The organism is Tardiphaga sp. 839_C3_N1_4, from assembly GCF_051811045.1.
Classification (GTDB): domain Bacteria; phylum Pseudomonadota; class Alphaproteobacteria; order Rhizobiales; family Xanthobacteraceae; genus Tardiphaga.
Map to the genome: position 1 here is coordinate 4,268,707 of NZ_JBPWQD010000001.1, position 20,848 is coordinate 4,289,554.

Sequence of the window (20,848 nt, forward strand, 5' to 3'; positions counted from 1 at the left end):
GTAATCAGTTCTTCGTATAGATGAGCTCGCGCTCGGCGCGCGGCGGTAGGAATTCGCGGGAGAAGATTTCCTGTGGGGTCGGCGTGCGGCTGAGGCCGTAGCCCTCCACAACCATGCCGATGGCGCGGGCCATGCGATCGTCCTTGATGTCGCCGGTGCCGATTTCCTTCATCTCCGGCGTGACGATCAGCTTCTCGAAGGCATATTGCAGGCGGCGCTTCTCGACAGGGATGTCGATGAGGTTATCAAAGGTGGCGATCGCCTTGAGGGCTTCGTTTTGGTCCTTGGCGACCGCGAGATGCCCCTTGTTGATGGCGCGCACGAGGCCGGCAACGGCCTTCGGATTCTCCTTCAGCAGCTTCTTCGACACCATCACGCCGTTGGAATACAGGTCGAGGCCGTAGTCACCGAAGGTGAACCACTTGAAGTCCTTCTCCGGATCCTGACGGTTCAGCACTAGGTTGAAGTAACTGGTGATATTGAAGACGAGGGCGGCGTCGATGTCGCCCTTGATCAGCATCGGCTCCTGCAGATTGGGCGCCATGTTCGATACTTTGATCTTGTCGCCAGCGAGGCCGTTCTTCTGGATGAAGACCGGCAGCAGGCGGGTCGTCGGCGTGCCCTGCGCGCCGCCCAGCGTGCGGCCTTCGAAATCCTTGATGCTATTGATGCCGCTGGTGTTCTTGGTCACGATGGCGAAGGGTGGCTGGTTCCACATCTGATACACCATCACCGGCGAATCCTGCGGACGCGTCGAGGCGTTCTGGATAATGGCATTGACGTCGCCGAAGCCGGCATCCCAGGCGCCGGACATAATGCGCGTCACCGTCGCGCCGGAGCCTTCGCCCTGGTCGATCACCACGTTGAGGCCCTCTTCCTTGAAGAAGCCCTTCTCCTTCGCATAGAGGAAGGCGGCGTCGGCGCCCTGGGTCTTCCAGCCCAGCGTGAACTTGATGGTCGTCTCCTGAGCGAAGGCGGAGCCTGTGAGCAGGACGCTGCCCACGGCGAGGGCGGTCAATCTCTTCAACATGACGTTCTCCTGGTTGGTGTGAGGTGATTAGGTCGCAACGAGATCGTTCTTGCGCGTGGCCCAGCCGGTCACGCGCGCCTCGATCAGAGAGAAAATGACGTAGAGCGCCACGCCAAGGATCGCGAGAATGAACAGGCAAGCGAAGACGAGCGGGACGTTGAAGTTCGACGATGCGCTCATCATCACATTGCCGATGCCGCGATTGGACGCGACAGTTTCTGCCAGAACGGCGCCGACGAAGGCGTAGCTGACAGCGACTTTGAGCGAGGCGAAGAAGAACGGCATGGTGCGCGGCAGGCCGACATTCCACAGAATGTCCATCTTGCTTGCGCCAAGGGCCTTCAGCACGTCCTCGAGTTCCGGCTCGGTGGTGGCGAGACCGGTCGCGATGTTGACGACGATGGGGAAGAAGCAGATCGACAGTGCAGTCAGAATCGCAGGCACGGAGCCGGAGCCGAACCACAGAACGAAGATCGGCACGACGGCGACTTTCGGGATCGACGAGAAGCCGACCAGCAGCGGATAGGCGGTGTCATAGGCGACTTTCGAGACGCCGATGATTGCACCGAGCACCACGCCGAGGCCGACGCCGAGCGCGAAGCCGGCCATGGTGGTGCTGAGGGTCTGGATGATATGCGGCCACAACACCGGGAGGCGCGCGATCAGTGTCGCGAGAACATCGGTCGGGCGTGGCAGGATCAGATCGGACATGCCCGAGACGATGCAGAACAGCTGCCATCCCGCGAAGAATGCGACGATCAGTCCGAACGACCAGAGTTTCTGACGGAGGCCGAGATTCATTTATGCCTCTTGCGTGGCCGGAGCATTGCTCCGCGCATTGACGATGAGGTCGCGCAGACGCTGGTTCAGCGCAACGAAGTCGGGCTCGAAGGTCATCGGGATGGTGCGCGGGCGCGGAAAGTCCACCGCGCTGTCGTCGAGGATACGGCCTGGGCGCGCGCTCATCACGCAGATGCGGCTGGCGAGGAAGCCGGCCTCGCGGAGATCGTGCGTTACGAGCAGCACTGTTGGTTTGTGTTGCAGCCAGAGGCTCTGGAGGATCGACCAGAGCTCTTCCTTGGTGAACTGGTCGAGTGCGCCGAACGGTTCGTCCAGCAGCAGCATGCGCGGCTCATGAATCAGCGCGCGGCACAGATTGGCTCGCTGCAGCATGCCGCCGGACAACTGCCAGGGATATTTGTTGCCGAAATCCTTGAGGCCGACCTGGGCCAGCAATGCATGGGCCTTGTCGCGAAATTCGCCTTTGCGCTTCTGCCGATACTCGGACCGGAACGGCTCCACGATCTTGAGCGGAAGCATGATGTTCCGCTCAATGGTCAGCCAGGGCAGCATGGTCGGGTTCTGGAACGCCATGCCGATCCGCAGCGCCTTGGCAGCGACCTCGCGGCCGCCGACGATGACGACGCCGGTGGTGGGGCGGAGCAGATTGCTGACGAGCTTGAGGATCGTCGACTTGCCGCAGCCGGAGGGGCCGACAAGGGCAAGGAATTCGCCATCGGGAATGCTAAGGTTGGTCTCGGCGAGCGCCGGCGTGGCGGTCGGGCCGCGGCCGAACGTTACGGAGGTTGCGGACAGCTCAACGGCGGTCGGTCTGCGTTGGCCCTCGGCGGGCCCATTTTGTTGCATACTTGTCATAGCAATAAGTGCATGCAATTGGGGTGCCACTTGAGTCCGGGGCGAAACGTTGTCATTTTACGCTCGCTCGCCATTCCATGCGGAATTATTGGGCATCTACTCTCTTAGATTGCATGCACTTCGGGCAAAGCTCACGTGCAGCGATCACGATAGGTCTGACTGAATGCCAGAAGCGCCGAATTCAAAAGACAAGGTTGGGATGATCTGCCGCGCGCTGCGGCGGGCGATCATCGAGCAGGCTCTGGAACCCGGCGCCAAGCTTCCCGAGGACTCTCTGGGTGAGCGCTTCGGCGTTAGCCGCACCATTGCGCGCTATGCACTCGGGCAACTGGCGTCCGAGGGGCTTGTGGAGCTGCGACGTAACCGCATCGCGGTGGTGGTGACGCCGAGTTGGCAGGATGCGCGGGACATCTTCGACATCCGGATGGATCTTGAGCGGCTGATCGTCCGCAAGATCGCCGGCAAGCTCAGCAGCAGTCAGATCGCGCGCCTCAAGGCGCATGTCGAGGCGGAGCGTGAGGCGCATGACGGGCCGAACGCCGTGTCCATTCGCCTGGCGACTGAATTTCACATCATGCTGGCGTCGATGACCAATAGCCCGGTGCTGGTCCGCTATGTCAGCGAGATCGCCTATCGGTGCTGTCTGACACTGTCGCTGTTCAGCCGGCCGCATTCATCGGAATGCGGCATCAGCGAGCACATAGCGATCATCGAAGCGCTGCAGGAGGGCGACGCCAACAAGGCGATGTCGCTGATGCATTCGCATCTGGACTCGGTCGCCAACCGCGCGCTGGTGGAGCCGACCCCGGCGCGGGGCCGGGATCTGCTGGATGTGCTGGCTCCCTATACCGAGGAAGCGACCTGAAGGCGTCGCGGCGTCTATTGCAGCCGGCGCAGCAGAAATTCGTAGAATTTCGGATTGTCCGCCCGCGACACATTGATCCTGATCGCCCGTGCCAGCGGGCTGTTCTTGTCGAGGCAGAACAGGCTTCCCGGCGCGATAAAGATGCTGTCCTTCGCGCCTTCGCGTGCCAGTGCCATGTCGTCGATTCCGTCCGGCAGCAGCAGATACAGGTAATAGCCCGTGCGTGCGTCGGCATAGAGCCGATGTCCGCCGCGCACGAGATTGGCGCGCACCTGGCCCATGGCGGCTTCACTCCGCTGTCCCAGCCGCTTCAGGTGCCGGTCATAGTGGCCGTCCGCGAGCAGCCGGTGCAGCAGCCGCTCAACATGTCCTGAACTGTTGACGGTGGTAAGCATCTTCAATTCGGCCAGTGTCGCGATGCGGTCGCTGCGAGCTGCGATGAAGCCTGATCGCAGGCTCGCCGACAGCGTCTTCGAGAAGGTCCCGATCGAGATCACATTGTTCAACTGATCGAGCGTCGCCAGCCGGCTGTTCACCGCCATCGGCAGATCGGCAAACGGGTCGTCCTCGACGATCACGAGGTTCGATCGCATCACCGTCTGAAGCACTGCATGTGCTACGGGTAGCATGATCGATCCTCCGGTCGGATTGTGGCCGAGCGACTGCGTGAAAAATAGCTTCGGCCGCTCCGACTGGATCTTTGCCGCGAGGTCGTCGACATCCGGCCCATCCACCAGGCGGCGAACACCGACGATACGAATCTGCGCCAGCGTGAGCTTTGCGAACAGAGGATAATAGCCGGGCTCGTCCACCAGCACCGTATCGCCAGGCGACAGCATCGCGCGGATGATCAGGTCGAGCGCGTGATTGGCTCCGAATGTGAGCAGAAGCTCGTCTTCCTTCACCGCGATTTGGTGGGCTTGCAGCCGCAATGCGATCTGTTGTCGGAGCGGCAGGAATCCGAGCGCGGAGCCATAGGCGTCAGCGGCGACCGGCAGGATCCGTCCGGTCCCGCTCAGATGGCGCTTGATCTCCGATTGCTCCGTCCACGACGCCGGCGGCCGTCCGTCGCCGACGCGGATCTCGAAATTCTGCGAGAGCTGGGCGCTCAGCAGCGATGCGATGTCGACGGCTTCGCTCACGTGTTTCGGTCGTCCGCCATCATCGCCGCGGTAGATGACCACGAAACCGGAGCCTGCCTTTGCCGCGACGAGATTGCCAAGCACCAGTCGGTCATAGGCTTCGACCACGGTGTTCTTCGACACGCCAAATTCCCCGGCGGCCTTTCTGATCGAGGGCAGGCGGTTGCCTTCCGGCAACGCGCCGGAGAGGATTCGCACACGCAACCGGCCGGCCAAAGTCTCGGCCAGCGTTGTGCTGCGATCGGACGGCTCACGAGAAGTGGTCAAGCAATGCCTCCAGGTGCAGTGCTGGACGGTCCATCGGAGCCGTACCTTTCTCCAAGAGCGACAAGATTGAATTCAATTGTCCAGTCTCATGTCTTCGCGCAGATGGACCTGGTCTGCGCTCCATTTGCACGGAAGAATGCTGCATCCGCGAATAGAGAGGTCATATCGGCATGGGTACAGTCTAGGACAATATTTCAGAACTGTCTCTTTCGGACGTCATCCGCGGATGCCTAACGTGCCGCCAACAGAAGATCCTGTGTGTGGGAGGCGCCGCAATGGCCGGTTCGAAGTCGGGCGAACAGCCCGGAAAGATCAATTCGCGTTTGGAAAATCTGCGCAATCTCGCGCCTGCCGAAAGGCTGGGCCGTGTGATCGACGCGACCTCACTCGGTGACACCGAGCGCGCGGCCTTTGGCCCCGGTGCGCTGCCGCTCGAACTCGCCAATGGCATGATCGAGAATGTCATCGGCACGTTCGAACTGCCGGTCGGTATCGCCACCAATTTTACCGTGAACGGCCGTGACTACCTGATTCCGATGGCGGTCGAGGAGCCGTCGGTGGTGGCCGCGGCGTCCTATATGGCGCGCATCGTTCGCAAATGCGGCGGTTTCCAGACCTCAAGCTCCGCGCCGATCATGCGTGCGCAGGTGCAGGTGTTAGGCGTGACCGACGTGCACGGCGCCCGTGCGCGCGTGCTACGCGAGCGCGATGCCATCCTTGAGGCGGCGAATACCAAAGACAAGGTGCTGATCTCGCTCGGCGGCGGCTGCCGCGACGTCGAGGTGCATGTGTTCGAAAACACATCGGTAGGGCCGATGATGGCCGTGCATCTCATCGTCGACGTGCGCGATGCCATGGGCGCGAACACCGTCAACACGATGGCGGAGACGGTCGCGCCGCTGATCGAGAAGATCACCGGCGGCGAGGTTCGCCTTCGTATTTTGTCGAATTACGCCGATCTGCGCATCGCCCGCGCCATGGTGTCAGTGACGCCGGAGGCGTTGAAGACCGAGGAATATAATGGCGAGCGGATTGCCCGCGGCATCGTCGAGGCCTGCGCGTTTGCGATCGTCGATCCCTACCGCGCGGCGACTCACAACAAGGGCATTATGAACGGTATCGATCCCGTCGTGGTCGCCACCGGCAATGACTGGCGCGCCATCGAGGCCGGCGCCCATGTCTGGGCCTCGCGCTCCGGCCGCTACACCTCGCTCACCAATTGGGAAATTGATGGCAAGGGCAATCTCGTCGGCACCATTGAGATGCCGATGGCGCTCGGCCTCGTCGGCGGTGCCACCAAGACCCATCCCGCCGCGCGAGCGGCCCTGAAGATACTTGGCGTGCAGAGTGCGCAGGAACTGGCGGAAGTCGCCGTTGCCGTCGGTCTGGCGCAGAACATGGGCGCGCTTCGTGCGCTGGCCACCGAAGGCATCCAGAAGGGGCACATGGCACTGCATGCGCGCAACATTGCCATCGTCGCCGGTGCTACCGGCGACGAGATCGAAAAGGTCGCCGCCGCGCTCGCCGCCAATCACGACGTGCGTGTTGATCGCGCCAAGGAAGTTATCGAGAAGCTGCGTTCGTAAAAAGTGGAGGCGTTCTAACGCCACTTTGTGCAACGCAATTTCGTGCAGGCGTCACACCTGCACGGCCGGCGGGTATGAAAATGTATCTTCGATACTCATGCTCTTGTACGAAAACCACGCGTGCCGATGTTGTCGGCGGATATTCGTATGGACTGGGAGGATGATGTGAACACTGCAGAAAAGATAGATGGGCTCAAGGAGCGCAACGGTCCTCTCAAGGGCGTGACGGTGCTTGACATCACGCGTGTTGTCGCAGGTCCATTCTGCTCGATGTTGTTCGCAGACTTGGGTGCCACCGTGATCAAGGTGGAGCATCCCGGAGAGCCGGATTATGCGCGGACCTTTCCACCCTTCGTCGGCAACGACGATGAGCAACTCAGCGCCTTCTTCACACAGTTCAACCGCAATAAGAGGGGCATTACGCTCAATCTGAAATCCGATGATGGCAAGGCCCTGCTGAAGAAGCTGGTGCAGAAGGCCGACATCCTCGTCGAGAACTTCCGGCCGGGCACCATGGACAAGCTTGGCCTCAGCTACGAGGTGCTGCGCGAGATCAATCCCAGGCTCGTCTACACCGCTATTAGTGGCTTCGGGCGCACAGGTCCAAATTCATCCAAGCCGGCCTATGACAATACGGGGCAGGCGGCCGGCGGGCTGTGGTCGATGAATGGCTATGCCGATATGCCGCCCGTTCGCGTCGGCACGATCATCGGGGACCTCGCCGCTTCCCTCTATGCGGCTATCGGAACGCTCGCAGCATTGCGAGAGGCGGAGAAGACCGGCGTCGGTCAGGTGGTCGATGTGTCTCAGCAAGACTCCGTGCTGACACTGACCGAGAACGCCGTGGTTCGTTACACCGCGCAGAAAGAGGTCGCCTCGCCACTGGGCAACGATCATCCGTTCGTTCGACCCTATGGCCAGTTTCCCTGCAAGGACGGCTACGTTTTCTTCGGCGGCTACACCGACAAGTTCTGGGCGATCACCTGCGCGCTGTTCGGCGAGCCGGAACAGGCCAAAGATCCTGCCATCGATACGATGGAGAAGCGGTTCGATCACGCGGTGGCAGAGACCAGGGTCAAGCCGCTGCTGGAACGCTGGTTCGCGAACTACACCAAGGCCGAACTCGAGGAGATGGCGGGCGACAAGATCCCGCTCAGCGCCATCAAGACCATCGCCGAAGTAGTCGAAGATCCGCATATCGCCGCACGCAACATGATCGTCGACGTTCCGATCGCCGGAAAGCTGATCGGCATGTTCGGTCTGCCGATCAAGCTATCCGGTGCGGGACAGATGTCGTTCGAAAAAGCGCCGCTGCCTGGCGAGGACAATGCAGAGGTTCTCTCCCGGTTGGCGGATGTCACGGCGGCCGAACTGGTGCGTCTCAAGGCGTCGGGAGCGATCTGATGGCGATTGATTTCACCAAGGACAGTCACGTCGCAACGGTCCGGATCAACCGGCCGGACAAGATGAATGCGCTGACGCTCGCCATGTATGACGACCTCGGCCGCGCATTCCACGCCATCAAGGATGACGATGAGATCCGGGCCGTAGTGCTGACCGGCGCGGGCGATCGCGCCTTCTGCGTCGGTGCTGACCTCCGGGAGTCTATTCCTGCACTTGCGGCGGACACGATCGACATCTCTGCCTGGGACCCGGCCCACATCAAGTTTCCCGGATTCTATAAGCCGGTCATCAGCGCCATTCGCGGCATGTGCATGGGCGGCGGGTTCGAGATCATGCTGGCGACGGACATCCGGATCGCGGCGCGCGACGGTGTCTTTCAACTGCCCGAACCGAAGCACGGTTTCGTACCGGCGGGAGGCACGCTCGTGCGCCTGGTCCGGCAGATCGGCTACGCGCATGCCATGGAGATCATGCTGACGGCGGAGCGCTTTTCCGCGGATGACATGCTTGCCAAAGGCGTCGTCAACCGGGTTGTCGATTCCGATCAAGTCGAACCACTGGCCTATGAGATGGCAGCCAGGATCGCGGCACTGAGTCCGATCGCCGTCCAGACCATCAAGGAAGCGGCGCTGACGCTTCAGGACCTGCCGCTCGCAGAAGCATTTCGCGTGGAGGCCGCGCTCGGTCAGCGCACCTTCACGAGTGCGGATGCCAAGCGTGGCCTGGCTGCGTTTGCGAACAGAGGAAATGAGAAGTGACGATGCGATAGGTCCCTGGAGAGATCGCGCGTCGCAGGCGTATTGAAAAATCAAAAACGTAAAAGGGGTGGAGGATATGAGACGATCTGAACTGGGTGTGTGCTTTACGACGGCGATTGCCAGCGTTTTTCTTTGCACGGTCTCTGCTTTGGCGCAGAACGCACAGGTCTCGGATGGCGTCGTCCGTGTCGGCGTGATCGAGGATATGTCGGGCGTCTATGCCGACATTACTGGCAAGGGTGCCGTGACTGCGGCGCAGATGGCGGTGGAGGATTTCGGCGGCAAGGTCCTCGGCATGCCGGTCGAAGTCGTATTCGCAGATCACCAGAACAAGCCCGATATTGCCGCCAACGCTGCACGCAAATGGTTCGATACCGACAAGGTCGATGCCATTCTCGACGTTGCGTCGTCGTCGCCTGCTTTGGCCGTCCTTGAAATCGCCAAGGAGAAGAAGAAGATCATCACGCTGAGCTCGCCGGGATCGACCCGGATCACGAACGAGGTGTGTGGACCCTATGTGGTTCATTGGGCCTATGACACATTCGCGATCGCGAACAGCACTGGCAAGGCGCTTGTCAGCCAGGGTTTCGATACCTGGTATTTCGTGACGGCGGACTATGCGTTCGGTCAAGGCCTTGAGAAGGACACTGGCGATGTCGTCAAGGCATCGGGCGGCAAGGTCGCCGGTGCAACGAAACACCCGGTCGGGACCGCGGACTTCGCCTCCGTCCTACTGCAGGCACAGTCGTCCAAGGCCAAGGTTGTGGCTCTCGCCAATGCCGGCGGTGACACCATTAACTCGATCAAGCAGGCGGCAGAGTTCGGCTTGACAGCAGGCGGCCAGAAGCTCTCGGCGCTGGCGGGATTTATCAACGACGTTCACGGTCTCGGATTGAAAGAGACTCAGGGGCTGACGATCACCGAGGCGTCGTATTGGGACATGAACGACGAGACGCGGAAGTGGTCGAAGCGCTTCTACGGGAAGGTGAACGCCATGCCGAACATGCTTCAGACGGGCACATATTCATCGGTACTGCATTATCTGAAAGCCGTGCAGGCCGCCGGCACCGACAGCACCGAAGAGGTGATGAAGAAGATGCGTGAACTGCCCGTCGATGACGTGTTCTACAAGAACGGCAAGATCCGCGAAGATGGTCGTATGGTCCACGACATGTATCTGTTCGAGGTGAAGAAGCCGAATGAGTCCAAGGCGCCATGGGATTACTATAAGCTGCTCGCCACGATCCCGGCAGATCAGGCCTTCCAGCCGTTGGAGCAGTCGCGCTGCCCGCTGGTAAAGAAGTAGGTAAACGCAAAAAGGCCCGCCAAGAATGGCGGGCCTTTTCAGTTTTATCTCTGGGGTACGATCCGCTTACACGTCTACATTCGCGCTGAGCGAATTGTCTTGAATGAATTCGCGGCGCGGTTCGACCACATCGCCCATCAGCTTGGTGAAGATGTCGTCGGCCTCGTCGACTTCCTTGACCCGGACTTGCAGCAGCGAACGCTCATTGGTGTCGAGCGTGGTTTCCCAGAGCTGGCCGGGGTTCATCTCGCCCAGACCTTTGTAGCGCTGCAGAGCCACGCCCTTGCGGCCGGCGTCGGTCACGGCCTCGAACAGGCTGACAGGCCCGTGGATCGGGAATTCGATGTCCTTGCGGCGCAGGACGCCGGATTTCGGGTAGGCCTCCTGCAGGCTGCCGGCATATTCGTCGAGCTTGCGCGCATCGGCGGAGCCGAGCAGGGCGTCGTCGATGAAGGAGACGTCCTTCACACCGCGAATCGTGCGTTCGAAGAAGAAGCCCTGGCCTTCGCGGAATTCACCGATCCAGCCGCGCTCGACTTCGTCGGCCAGCGCGTCCAGGCGCTTGGCGATGTAGTCGGCGGCGGCATTGGCGGTGGCGAGATCAGCGGTGACCCGCGGATTGAGTACGCCAGCGATTGCAGCCTGCTCGACGACCTTACGGTTATAGCGCGAGTGCAGATTGTTGAGCGTGCCGCGGATGATGCGGGCATCTTCCACCAGCGCTAGCAGATCGCGGCCTGTGCGATCCTCGCCCGAAGCGAGCTTGAAGATGCAGTCGTCGAGACCGGTATCGATCAGGTAATCTTCCAGCGCCCGCTCGTCCTTGAGGTATTGCTCGGACTTGCCGCGCGTCACTTTGTAAAGCGGCGGCTGAGCGATGTAGAGATAGCCGCCTTCGATCAGCGTCGGCATCTGGCGGAAGAAGAACGTCAGCAGCAGCGTGCGGATATGCGCGCCATCGACGTCGGCGTCCGTCATCAGGATGATCTTGTGATAACGCAGTTTCGACAGGTCGAAGTCGTCGCGGCCGATGCCGGTGCCGAGCGCTGTGATCAGCGTGCCGATTTGTTCGGAGCCGAGCATCTTGTCGAAGCGCGCGCGCTCGACATTGAGGATCTTGCCGCGCAGCGGCAGCACGGCCTGGAATTCGCGGTTGCGGCCCTGTTTCGCGGAGCCGCCTGCCGAGTCACCCTCGACGATGAACAGTTCGGACTTGGCGGGATCGCGCTCCTGGCAGTCGGCCAGTTTGCCGGGCAGGGAGGCGATATCCAGGGCGCCCTTGCGCCGGGTCAGTTCGCGGGCCTTGCGGGCGGCTTCGCGGGCGGCGCCAGCTTCGATCACCTTGCTGACGATGATCTTGGCTTCGGTCGGATGTTCCTCGAACCACGAGGCGAGGGCTTCGTTGAGAACGTTCTCGACCACCGGACGCACTTCCGACGACACCAGCTTGTCCTTGGTCTGCGACGAAAATTTCGGATCGGGCACTTTCACTGACAGCACGGCAGTGAGGCCTTCGCGGCAATCGTCGCCGGTCAGCGCGATCTTTTCCTTCTTGGCGACAACTTCGGCATAGCCGTTGACTTGGCGCGTCAGCGCGCCGCGGAAACCGGCCAGATGCGTGCCGCCGTCACGCTGCGGGATGTTGTTGGTAAAACACAGCACGTTCTCGTGGTAGCTGTCGTTCCACCACATCGCGACTTCGACACTGATGCCGCTCTGTTCGGCGCGCATTACGATCGGCGTCGGCACCATCGCCTTCTTGTTGCGGTCGAGATATTTGACGAATTCCTCGACGCCGCCCTCATACATCATGTTCTCGGTCTTCTCGACCGGATGACGCAGATCCGACAATCTGATGTTGACGCCAGAATTCAGGAAGGCGAGTTCGCGCAGACGATGTTCGAGTGTCGCGAAATCATATTCGAGTGTCGTGAAGGTTTCCGCCGAGGCATAGAACGTCACTTCGGTGCCGCGCCTGCCATTGGCATCGCCGACCACCGAGAGCGGCGCCACCGCGTCGCCATGGGCGAATTCGATGCGGTGCTCTTTGTCGTTGCGCCAGACGCGAAGGATCAGCTTGCTCGACAGCGCGTTGACGACGGACACGCCGACGCCATGCAGACCGCCGGACACCTTGTAGGAGTTCTGGTCGAATTTTCCGCCGGCATGGAGCTGGGTCATGATGACCTCGGCTGCCGAGATGCCTTCGCCCTTGTGGATGTCGACGGGAATGCCGCGACCATCGTCGCGCACCGTCACCGAACCATCGGCATTCAGAATGACTTCGACGGCGCTGGCGTGACCGGCCAACGCTTCGTCGATCGCGTTGTCGACGACTTCGTAGACCATGTGATGCAGGCCGGAACCGTCATCCGTGTCGCCGATATACATGCCCGGGCGCTTGCGGACGGCGTCGAGTCCCTTCAGGACCCGGATCGATTCCGCACCGTATTCGATGGGAATGGCATGCTCAGTGTCGGCGATGGGTTGCCGGGCTGGTTCAGTCATGTAGGGGCCTTCGAAGGTGTGCCGAATCAGCGCGGAAAACGGCGCCTGAATCGCTCTATTTGTGCCATGAAAGGCGCATTGCGCCTAGCGCAAAGTAACGCGCAGCAAGCTATTGAATAAATAGGTTTTTTTGGCGCCGTTTCAAGCCGATTTGAGGCCGTTTTCGTAGCCTGATTTCGCGCCTGTTCCGGGCATCGAAATGCCCGGCTTGCGTGCATCCGAGAGGCTATTTTTCGGCCAATCCCACAGCCGGTTTGGCGGGGGTCCCCTTCAGGCCGCGCCGGGCGATCAAATGCGCGGCCAGCACGACCGGCTCCAGCAGAACCATTCCGAACAGAATGCCAAACAGGCGGTCATAGCCGGGCTCCAGGGCGGCATTGGCGTAGTTGTCAGGCACCAGCACCACGAGGAAGGCCAAAGTGAATTGCAGGCCCGCATAACTCATGGAGGGCGGGCCATTTTCGATGTGACGGCCGATCATGACGCCGAGCGCGAGTCCGATGGTCATCACGACGGGCGAATGGCGGCTGACCAGCAGGATTGCGCTGGCCAGCAGGCCGCCCGCGAGACAGCCGACCAGCCGGTTCATCATGCGCGAGGAAACCGGGCTGAGCATGCCCTCCGCAAGCAATGCGGCTGGCACCAGCATGACCGCGAAGATCGTGATGCTGGATTGGCTGAGCGAGGGGATGCCGAGCCACTGCCAAGCCCACGGGATCAGCGCCAATGCAATGCCGCCGACCAAGGCGTGACGCGCTACCGTGGCGTGCCAGTGCCGCGTCGGCTGGTCGACCGGCTTGGCGCGCAGATTGTTGTCCGGATTCGGTAACGCGAGCCGCACTGTCCAGGTCGAGATCGCACTGACGATGACGCAGGCGGTGGTACCGGCCAGCACTTCGAGCACGCGCGTCGAGGCAAAGCGCAGGATCGGCTCGCGCGCATGTTCCATGCCTTCGATCAGCACCATCAGGAAAGTGAGGCCGGTGAACAGCCAGGCATAGGCGCGGCGGCCGACGATGGCGAAATAAAGGGTGATGCCGCCACCGATCAGAAGACCCAGACTCAGCAGCACCGGCTGGCGCAGCAGCAAAGGCGCTGCGACAAGCGCGAGTCCTGCGCCAGCAAGCGTCCCAATCACGCGGAGGATGCCGCGCGTAAAACTTTCGGCGACATGCGAGCGCATTACCATGTATCCGGAGAACGCGGCCCAGCCGACATTCTCCGCGCCGATGGCGTGCGACAAGACGATTGCCAGCAGCACCGAACAGATGCATTCGGCCTCGTCGATCATGCGCGGTCCGGGAATCGGAAGCGAACGCATTTCGTTTCCGAACGCGCGCGCGATCCGCGACAGATGAATGGCCAAAAATACCAGCATGGCCAGATATTTATGCTGTCGAACGTGGTCTACAACAGACGATTCTTCATGGCCCAATGCAGTGGCGGACGCGTGCGCTGGCGCGCTTGCACGCTTTGTCCTCAGTAGAGCTGCAGCGGGAGGATATCCCGACCGTCAGGGCCAACCATCAGGCCCCAGCTGTCGTTGGCCGCCACCTTGATCGTACTGTCATGCGCGGGCTTGCCCGCGGCCTTGATCGTGACCTTGTAGGCGCCGGGCGGCAGTTCCATCGTCGGCCCGTTCGGATTTTGCGGTCCGCCCACGCCGGGCGCGACCTTGAGCGTCTTGTTATTGACGCTGACCGACACTTCCGTGTCACCCATATTGCCGAACAGCAGCCGAACCTTGCCCAGCGCGGGCAGGATGCCCGCCTTCGTCGCTTCTGCGGGATGGCGCACCACCAGACTGACCGTGGTCTCGTCGTTGCGGCGTTCCAGCTTCAGCATGGCCGGACCATCGGGCGCCTTGAAGGCCAGCATGGCGCTGTCCGGCTTGATGACAGCGCTCTTCGTGTCTTCCTGCCACTGTCGCTGCGTGAGTTCGCGTCGGTAGAACGCCAGAACCGAGTCCAGTCCCGCAGGCACAGATGCACTCAACTCATGTCTGAACGGCGCGCCGCCTGGCAGCCCTGAAGTACCCAGCGATCGCAACGTCCGCTGCTTCGGTGTGGGATAATCAGTGTCGCCATCGGACTCAAGAACCTGTTCGGCGCTCTTGGCGTTGCCCGTGGTGGTGGTGGCAACGGCCGCGACAGGCACGCCCTTCAGACCCGAGCCTGTCGCCGTGACATTGACCTTCGGGCCCATCTGCATCGCCGTCATTGAGATGCTCTGCTTGGCCTTGCTGAAATTCAACACCACCATATTGGGATTGTTGATGACTGACGGCGTGCTCTTCCAGCCGAGCGTCTTCATTCCGCTGCGGTAAAAATCCGCCAGCGCGCTGACGCTTGATGAGCTGGTGAATGCGAGCCTGCCATCGGCGCCGTCAAAGTCGATCTCGCTGGCGGTGTCGGGGACGGGAATCGGTGTGCTTGAACCGTCCATCGCGCGCAACGCAGTTTCCGGCCCACGCGCGGCTTGTGCCGCGGCGCGCTTCGCATCCGCTTCGGCAATAGCCGCTTGCCCTAACGCGAGTGCATCCTTGATAAAGCGGTCGTCTGCTTCCTTTTTGGCCTTCGCGCGCGCTGCGATCACAGATGGCAGAATTTGTACGTCGATCTGCACGGTGGTCAGATCGTATTTGCGACCGATCTGCAGCGTTGCCGTCTCTTCTGGCGAGGTGAATGCGAGCGAGGCGCGATCGGCGGTGACGACGGTGTCCTTGCTCTGTTCGATCCAGCCCTTCTTGCCGAGTTCGCGGCGATAGAAGGCGAGCACGGGGCCGAGCTCGGCCGGGATCAGCGCATGTGCTTCGCGCTTGACGGAATCTGCGCTGCCGGTGGTTCCGGCAGATTTGATGCGTTCCGGCCGCGGCAAGCCTGCGGATTCAGGACCCGCAGCGAGATTTTGCGGAAGCGCGAATGGCGCAACGCGTATCTCGACGTTGGTCCTGCCGTCGGTGCCTCGCTGCAAGGTCAGCATCACTGGCAATTGCCGCGTGTTGCCGTCACGGGTGAAATAGACACGCACGCCATTTGCGATCGTCTCGTCGATCTTCGCGTCCGGCCAGCGGGTCTCCGCAGCGCTCACGGCCAGCGGCGACCAGCCCAACGCAGCGAGTTCTTTCTGAAAGAAAGCCAGCGTTGCGTCGATCGTTTCGGTGGTCATGCATCCAAGATACGGTCGCCGCTCGTCATAGACGATGTCGGTTGCACGTTCAGGGAAGGGCAGGTTCACTTCCAGGCGCTGTGAGCTGTAGCTGACACCCGACCGGTCCGTTCGGCTGCCGTCGGTCATGAAGGATGCCAACACGCCCTGCGCGCCCTTCTTGTACCAGCGACTGCGATTCGAGGCTTCGAATGGCGGTGTGTAGGCGATCCAGCCGTCGGCGGCGAGTAGTCTGCCGGTACTCGCAATGGTGTCCGCGACAGTGCCCGCGCCAAAATAGCTGGCGCTGAGGTTGGGATATTTGGTGGCTTCCGGCCGGGCCGTAGCGCCTTCGATGTATGGCAGCGTTCTCACATCCACCAAGCCGTCTTCGGCGCGGCAGGCCAGCGAGCCGCCGGCGATGGCGGTGCTGACGAGCAGGGCCAACAGGCAGCGTCTGGCCGGGAGCTGCATCCCGCGTTTGCTTGAAAACATTACAGAAAGCCTCCGGCGTTTGCTTGCGTGCATGCAAAAGCGCTGCCCACAAGGGCAGCGACATTATTTGCGCGGGGCACTTAGAGTGAGTTGTAGGAGGTGTTGCTTTGGTTCAACCGGTCGGCTGGCGCCGCGCGATACGCCCATTGGCGACGTCGAAAATCTCGCCGGATGGGCCGATATCTGCGAAAGCAACAGGATCGGCGCCGGTCATCCAGACCTGGGCGCCCAATTTCGAGAGTTCGCCGAACAGCGACTTGCGTCGATCAGGGTCGAGATGGGCGACGACTTCGTCAAGTAACAGGAGCGGCGTGATGCCGGTCATCTCCGCGACCAGCGTGGCGTGGGCGAGGATGAGCCCGATCAACAGGGCCTTCTGTTCGCCGGTGGAGGCATCGCGCGCCGGCATGTTTTTCGGCGCATAGATCACCTGCAGATCGGTGAGATGCGGGCCGTCGCGCGTGCGGCCGGCGGCGGCATCACGCGGGCGACCATCGCGCAAGATCTGGCGATAGCGATCTTCGACCGCTGTGGCCGGTTCATTGACCAGCGCATTTTCCATCCAGCCGTCGAGCATGATGAGTGCGGATGGAAAGGCCGAGGCTTCGCCGCGCACGCGCAGCATCTCTGCGAGCCGCATCGCGGTCTGGCCGCGCGTCGCGGCGACGGCGACCGCGAGTTCGGCGGTCTCGCGCTCGATGGCATCGAGCCAGTGGGCGTCGCTGTTCCGGTCTTCGAGCAAGCGGTTGCGCGAACGCAGGCTTCGCTCGAGCGCGGAGACGCGACCGGAGTGATCCTTGTCGATGGCCAGCACGAGGCGGTCGAAGAAGCGCCGGCGTTCGGAGGCGGCGCCCATGAACAACTGGTCCATCGCGGGCGTCAGCCACACCATGCGCAGGTGATCGCCGAATGCCGCGGCAGAACCGACAGGCTCCCGGTCGATACGACAGCGACGGCTGGTGGACGCACCTTCTGCCGCGGGGGCATCGATGCCGGTGCCGAGTGTGGCGAGACCAACTTCACCCTCGACAGTCGCCGACACGGCCCAGGAGCCGTCGCCTTCGTTATTCGCAACGTCTTCGAGCGTCGCGCGGCGCAGGCCGCGGCCTGGCGACAGAAACGAGATCGCTTCGATGCAATTTGTTTTGCCGGCGCCGTTCGGGCCGACGAGGGCGACCATGTCCGCCGACGCCTCCAGCGACGCCGCGCGATAGCTGCGGAAATTGGTGAGCGACAGGCGATGGATGCGGGAGGCGGTCATTCGTGAATATGGGACTCAGCTAAAGTCGTCGCAACGCGCTGCGCCAATCTCCGTTGTCATCCCGCCTAGTGCGCCGAAGGCGCATGCGGGGCGGGGATCCATAACCACGGCCCGGCACAATCAAAACGGCAGAGTCGTGGCTACCTAGCTGCAACTAGTTCTTCGGCGGCTATGGGTCCCCGCTCCGCGCGCGCCTTTGGCGCGCTAGGCGGGGGCGATACCTGAAGGAACTCACACCCGCATCGGCATCAGCACATACAGGGCGCCCTTGGCGTCCTTGTCCTGCACCAGCGTCGGCGAGCCGGGATCGGCAAGGCGCAGCACGGCAACTTCGCCTTCGATCTGGGCGGCGATGTCGAGCAGATAGCGCGAGTTGAAGCCGATATCGAGCGCGTCGGAGGCGTATTCGACCTCGAGCTCTTCCGTCGCGCTGCCGGAATCCGGATTTGTCACCGACAGCACGAGCTTGCCCGCCGACAGCGCGAGTTTCACGGCGCGGCCGCGTTCGCTGGAAATCGTCGAGACGCGGTCGACTGCGTTCTCGAAATCCTTCTTGTCGATCACCAGTTCCTTGTCGTTGTTCTGCGGGATCACGCGGCCATAGTCGGGGAAGGTGCCGTCGATCAGTTTCGAGGTCAGAACCACATTGCCGAGCGTGAAGCGGATCTTGCCCTGCGACAGTTCGATGGTGATCTCGGCTTCGAGGTCCTCGATCAGACGCTGCACTTCACCGACCGTCTTGCGCGGCACGATGACGCCCGGCATGCCGTCGGCGCCCTTGGGCAGCTTGAGGTCAATCTGTGCCAGACGATGACCGTCGGTGGCGACGGCGCGCAAGGTTGCCGCAGTCGCAGTGCCGGCGGCGTGGAGATAGATGCCGTTGAGATAATAGCGGGTCTCTTCGGTGGAGATCGCAAACTGCGTGCGGTCGATCAGGCGCTTCACGTCGGAGGCGGGCAGCGCAAACGAGTGCGTCATTTCGCCGGCGGCGAGATCCGGGAAATCATTCTCCGGCAGCGTCTGCAGCGTGAAGCGCGACCGGCCGGCGCGGATCGCCATCACCGAGCGGTCGCCATCGGCTTCGAGCACGATCTGGGAGCCGTCCGGCAGTTTGCGGACGATGTCGTAGAACATATGGGCAGGCACGGTGGTGGAACCGGCGGTGCCGACTTCGGCGGCCAGGGTTTCCGTGACTTCAAGGTCCAGGTCGGTGGCCTTTAGCGACAGCCGGGCATTTTCGGCGCGGATCAGCACGTTGCCCAGGATCGGAATCGTGTTGCGGCGCTCGACCACGCGATGCACGTGGCTCAGCGACTTCAGGAGTTGCGCGCGTTCGACGGTGACCTTCATAACAAAACCCGCCCGATTCAATCCGGTGTCGTGTGGAAATGCCTGGCGGCCCGAACGGGCGCCGCGGCGATGACACCCGCGAGCTCGATCAGTGGATTTTGCTCAATCCCGCGGGGGACCGCAAGGTGGCGTGGATGGCCGGGAAGCGCAAGAGAGATGCGCTTCCGGCCCCCAATGTTTTGACGGTTAACACCCTCGTCCTGCCCCGGCGCACGCTTTGGCGCACCGGGGGTGGGGACGCTTTACTCCTGGAGTTGGCGCTTCAGCGTTTCGACCTCATCCTGCAGGGCCACGTCCTTGCCGACCAGCGCCTCGATCTTGCGTACGGCATGCAGAACCGTGGTGTGATCGCGGCCACCGAAGCGGCGGCCGATTTCCGGCAGCGAGCGTAGCGTCAGGGTCTTGGCCAGATACATCGCAACCTGACGGGGGCGCACGACATTGGCGGTGCGGCGCGACGACAGGAGGTCGGACCGGCTGACATTGTACTGACGCGCGACGACACGCTGGATGTCCTCGATCTTGATGCGCTTCGGCTCCTGCGGGCGGATCAGGTCGCGCACTTCGCGCTCGGCCATTTCCAGCGTGACCGGCGTGGCGTTCAGCTTCGAATGCGCTAGCAGGCGGTTGATTGCGCCTTCGAGGTCGCGGCCGTTATGGGTGATGGTGCGGGCCAGATAGTCCAGCACCGGCTCCGGCACCTCGAACGAGGCGTGATGTGCACGCGCCGCGGCAACGCGCGATTTCAGGATGCCCAGGCGCAGCTCTTCGCCGAGCGAGCTCATTTCGACGACGAGACCGCCGGCGAGGCGCGAACGCACGCGTTCGTCGAGGCTTTCCAGATCCGACGGCGGACGATCAGCGGCGATCACCACCTGGCGGCCGGCATCGATCAGCGCATTCAGTGTGTGACAGAATTCGGCCTGCGTGGTCTTGCCCTGCAGGAACTGCATGTCGTCGATCACCAGCACGTCGATGCCGCGTAGCGCTTCCTTGAAGGCGAGCGCCGTCTGCGTCTTCAGTGCGGCGACGAAGCCGTACATGAACTTCTCGGCGGTGAGATACAGCACCTTGCGGTCGGGGCCGGAATTGCCAGCCCAGGTCACGGCTTGCAACAGATGGGTTTTGCCAAGGCCGACGCCCGCATGGATGTAAAGCGGGTTGAACATCACCGGATCGCCGCGGCGACCTTCGGCGACCTGACGCGCGGCAGCATGGGCCAGCGTGTTGGCGCGGCCGAGTACGAAGCTCGCAAAAGTCAGGCGCGGATCGAGCGGCGAGCCGCCGAGTGCTTCATGGCTGGCGGACACCGGCGCGGTGGCTGTGGCGCGGAGTTCGGGCGCGTGACGGTTGTTGGACGTCTCGGTGCGGCGCGCTTCGGCTGGTGCGGCGGCTTCCTTGTTGGCGGGCGCCACGTTGCGCATTGCCGAACGCACGGTGAGATCGACGCGATGAACTTGCGGCATCTCGGCCTGCCAGGCGTTCAGCACGCGCTCGGCATAGTGGGCCTGGATCCAGCTCTTCAGGAATCGGGTGGGTACCGAAAGATGGACGCTGTCGTCCTGCACGCTTTCGAGATCCATCCGCGCGAACCAGCTGGAGTAAACGTCTTCACCAACGGTCGACCGCAGCCGACCTTTCACGCGAGACCAGTGATCCTGTTCCATATTAGCCATTGTCAGAGAACTTTTCAGATAGAGTGAGTGTCCGGCACAACGCTGCCGATGAATGTCCGCGTATGGAGACGCGGTGCGACCTCGTGTGACGCGTCGTCTTCGGGCACAGCTCCGCCAACGGCCATCTGGCCGAGGTCAGATCAGTGATGTCGAAGAGGACCTCGTCGCGAGGTCAGCGCGTACTGGAGGGTCTGTCGGGAGCGTGGGCGGAGGTCCGGGTCGCCGCATGTGCTGCCATATCTGAGTGAAACGCAGATCGCAGTCGCAGGAATGCTGTCGTGGTCGATTTGCGCATAAGTCCTCCCCCGCTCGCCGCGGTCGCTCGCGGCAAGATGTCAGTTCACATGTGGTTCAAAGTTAGTCCGCAACGCTGAACATCGAAACTCGTTCAGTCGCA

Annotated in this window: 15 protein-coding genes; 5 read left to right on the plus strand and 10 right to left on the minus strand. The window is 62.0% G+C overall.

Annotation, left to right across the window (positions count from 1 at the left end):
* Window positions 1-4: 4 nt before the first annotated feature.
* Genes AB8A38_RS20445 through AB8A38_RS20455 form a run of 3 tightly spaced genes read right to left on the minus strand, consistent with a single transcriptional unit; the run spans window position 5 to window position 2,677 of the window.
* Window positions 5-1,030, minus strand: coding sequence for an ABC transporter substrate-binding protein (locus AB8A38_RS20445; protein ID WP_315839794.1), 1,026 nt, complete (start codon window positions 1,028-1,030; stop codon window positions 5-7).
* A 27-nt stretch (window positions 1,031-1,057) separates the two neighbouring features.
* A complete protein-coding gene (locus AB8A38_RS20450; RefSeq protein WP_315839793.1) occupies window positions 1,058-1,831 on the minus strand; it encodes an ABC transporter permease in 774 nt (257 codons plus the stop codon).
* Window positions 1,832-2,677, minus strand: a complete 846-nt coding sequence (locus tag AB8A38_RS20455; protein ID WP_439087218.1) for an ABC transporter ATP-binding protein — start codon at window positions 2,675-2,677, stop codon at window positions 1,832-1,834.
* Window positions 2,678-2,849: 172 nt separating this feature from the next.
* Here AB8A38_RS20455 and AB8A38_RS20460 point away from each other — a divergent pair, with 172 nt between their 5' ends.
* Complete coding sequence (locus AB8A38_RS20460) at window positions 2,850-3,551, plus strand: GntR family transcriptional regulator (protein ID WP_093757697.1); 702 nt, start codon at window positions 2,850-2,852, stop codon at window positions 3,549-3,551.
* Window positions 3,552-3,565: 14 nt separating this feature from the next.
* Here the strand turns inward: AB8A38_RS20460 and AB8A38_RS20465 are convergent, their stop codons facing one another.
* On the minus strand, window positions 3,566-4,960 hold the full coding sequence (locus AB8A38_RS20465; protein WP_439087219.1) for a PLP-dependent aminotransferase family protein: 1,395 nt from the start codon (window positions 4,958-4,960) through the stop codon (window positions 3,566-3,568).
* 275 nt (window positions 4,961-5,235) lie between these two features.
* On the opposite strand from AB8A38_RS20465, the gene AB8A38_RS20470 reads away from it, so the two are divergent.
* From AB8A38_RS20470 to AB8A38_RS20485, 4 genes are all read left to right on the plus strand, one after another.
* Window positions 5,236-6,546: a hydroxymethylglutaryl-CoA reductase, degradative gene (locus AB8A38_RS20470; protein ID WP_439087220.1), complete on the plus strand. Its 1,311-nt coding sequence runs from the start codon at window positions 5,236-5,238 to the stop codon at window positions 6,544-6,546.
* A gap of 165 nt (window positions 6,547-6,711) precedes the next feature.
* The gene (locus tag AB8A38_RS20475) at window positions 6,712-7,950 is read left to right on the plus strand and encodes a CaiB/BaiF CoA transferase family protein (protein WP_439087221.1); all 1,239 of its coding nucleotides are present in this window, start codon (window positions 6,712-6,714) and stop codon (window positions 7,948-7,950) included.
* Window positions 7,950-8,708: an enoyl-CoA hydratase/isomerase family protein gene (locus tag AB8A38_RS20480; protein WP_439087222.1), complete on the plus strand. Its 759-nt coding sequence runs from the start codon at window positions 7,950-7,952 to the stop codon at window positions 8,706-8,708. The genes AB8A38_RS20475 and AB8A38_RS20480 overlap by 1 nt, the downstream gene beginning before the upstream one ends.
* A gap of 76 nt (window positions 8,709-8,784) precedes the next feature.
* Window positions 8,785-10,014, plus strand: a complete 1,230-nt coding sequence (locus AB8A38_RS20485; protein ID WP_439087223.1) for an ABC transporter substrate-binding protein — start codon at window positions 8,785-8,787, stop codon at window positions 10,012-10,014.
* Between the two features lie 66 nt (window positions 10,015-10,080).
* Here the strand turns inward: AB8A38_RS20485 and gyrB are convergent, their stop codons facing one another.
* The 6 genes from gyrB to dnaA all read right to left on the minus strand — a co-directional run bounded on the left by gyrB (window position 10,081) and on the right by dnaA (window position 20,451).
* Window positions 10,081-12,522, minus strand: coding sequence for a DNA topoisomerase (ATP-hydrolyzing) subunit B (gene gyrB / locus AB8A38_RS20490; RefSeq protein WP_089263407.1), 2,442 nt, complete (start codon window positions 12,520-12,522; stop codon window positions 10,081-10,083).
* Between the two features lie 226 nt (window positions 12,523-12,748).
* On the minus strand, window positions 12,749-13,843 hold the full coding sequence (locus AB8A38_RS20495) for an FUSC family protein (protein WP_439087224.1): 1,095 nt from the start codon (window positions 13,841-13,843) through the stop codon (window positions 12,749-12,751).
* 158 nt (window positions 13,844-14,001) lie between these two features.
* Window positions 14,002-16,164 carry a hypothetical protein gene (locus AB8A38_RS20500; protein ID WP_439087225.1) on the minus strand — a complete coding sequence of 721 codons (2,163 nt, stop codon included), beginning with the start codon at window positions 16,162-16,164 and terminating at the stop codon, window positions 14,002-14,004.
* A gap of 112 nt (window positions 16,165-16,276) precedes the next feature.
* Window positions 16,277-17,425: a DNA replication/repair protein RecF gene (gene recF, locus AB8A38_RS20505; protein ID WP_439087226.1), complete on the minus strand. Its 1,149-nt coding sequence runs from the start codon at window positions 17,423-17,425 to the stop codon at window positions 16,277-16,279.
* 231 nt (window positions 17,426-17,656) lie between these two features.
* On the minus strand, window positions 17,657-18,775 hold the full coding sequence (dnaN, locus tag AB8A38_RS20510; RefSeq protein ID WP_089263411.1) for a DNA polymerase III subunit beta: 1,119 nt from the start codon (window positions 18,773-18,775) through the stop codon (window positions 17,657-17,659).
* A 242-nt stretch (window positions 18,776-19,017) separates the two neighbouring features.
* Entirely contained in the window at window positions 19,018-20,451 is a 1,434-nt protein-coding gene (dnaA, locus tag AB8A38_RS20515; protein WP_068729936.1) for a chromosomal replication initiator protein DnaA, read from the minus strand.
* Window positions 20,452-20,848 lie beyond the last annotated feature (397 nt).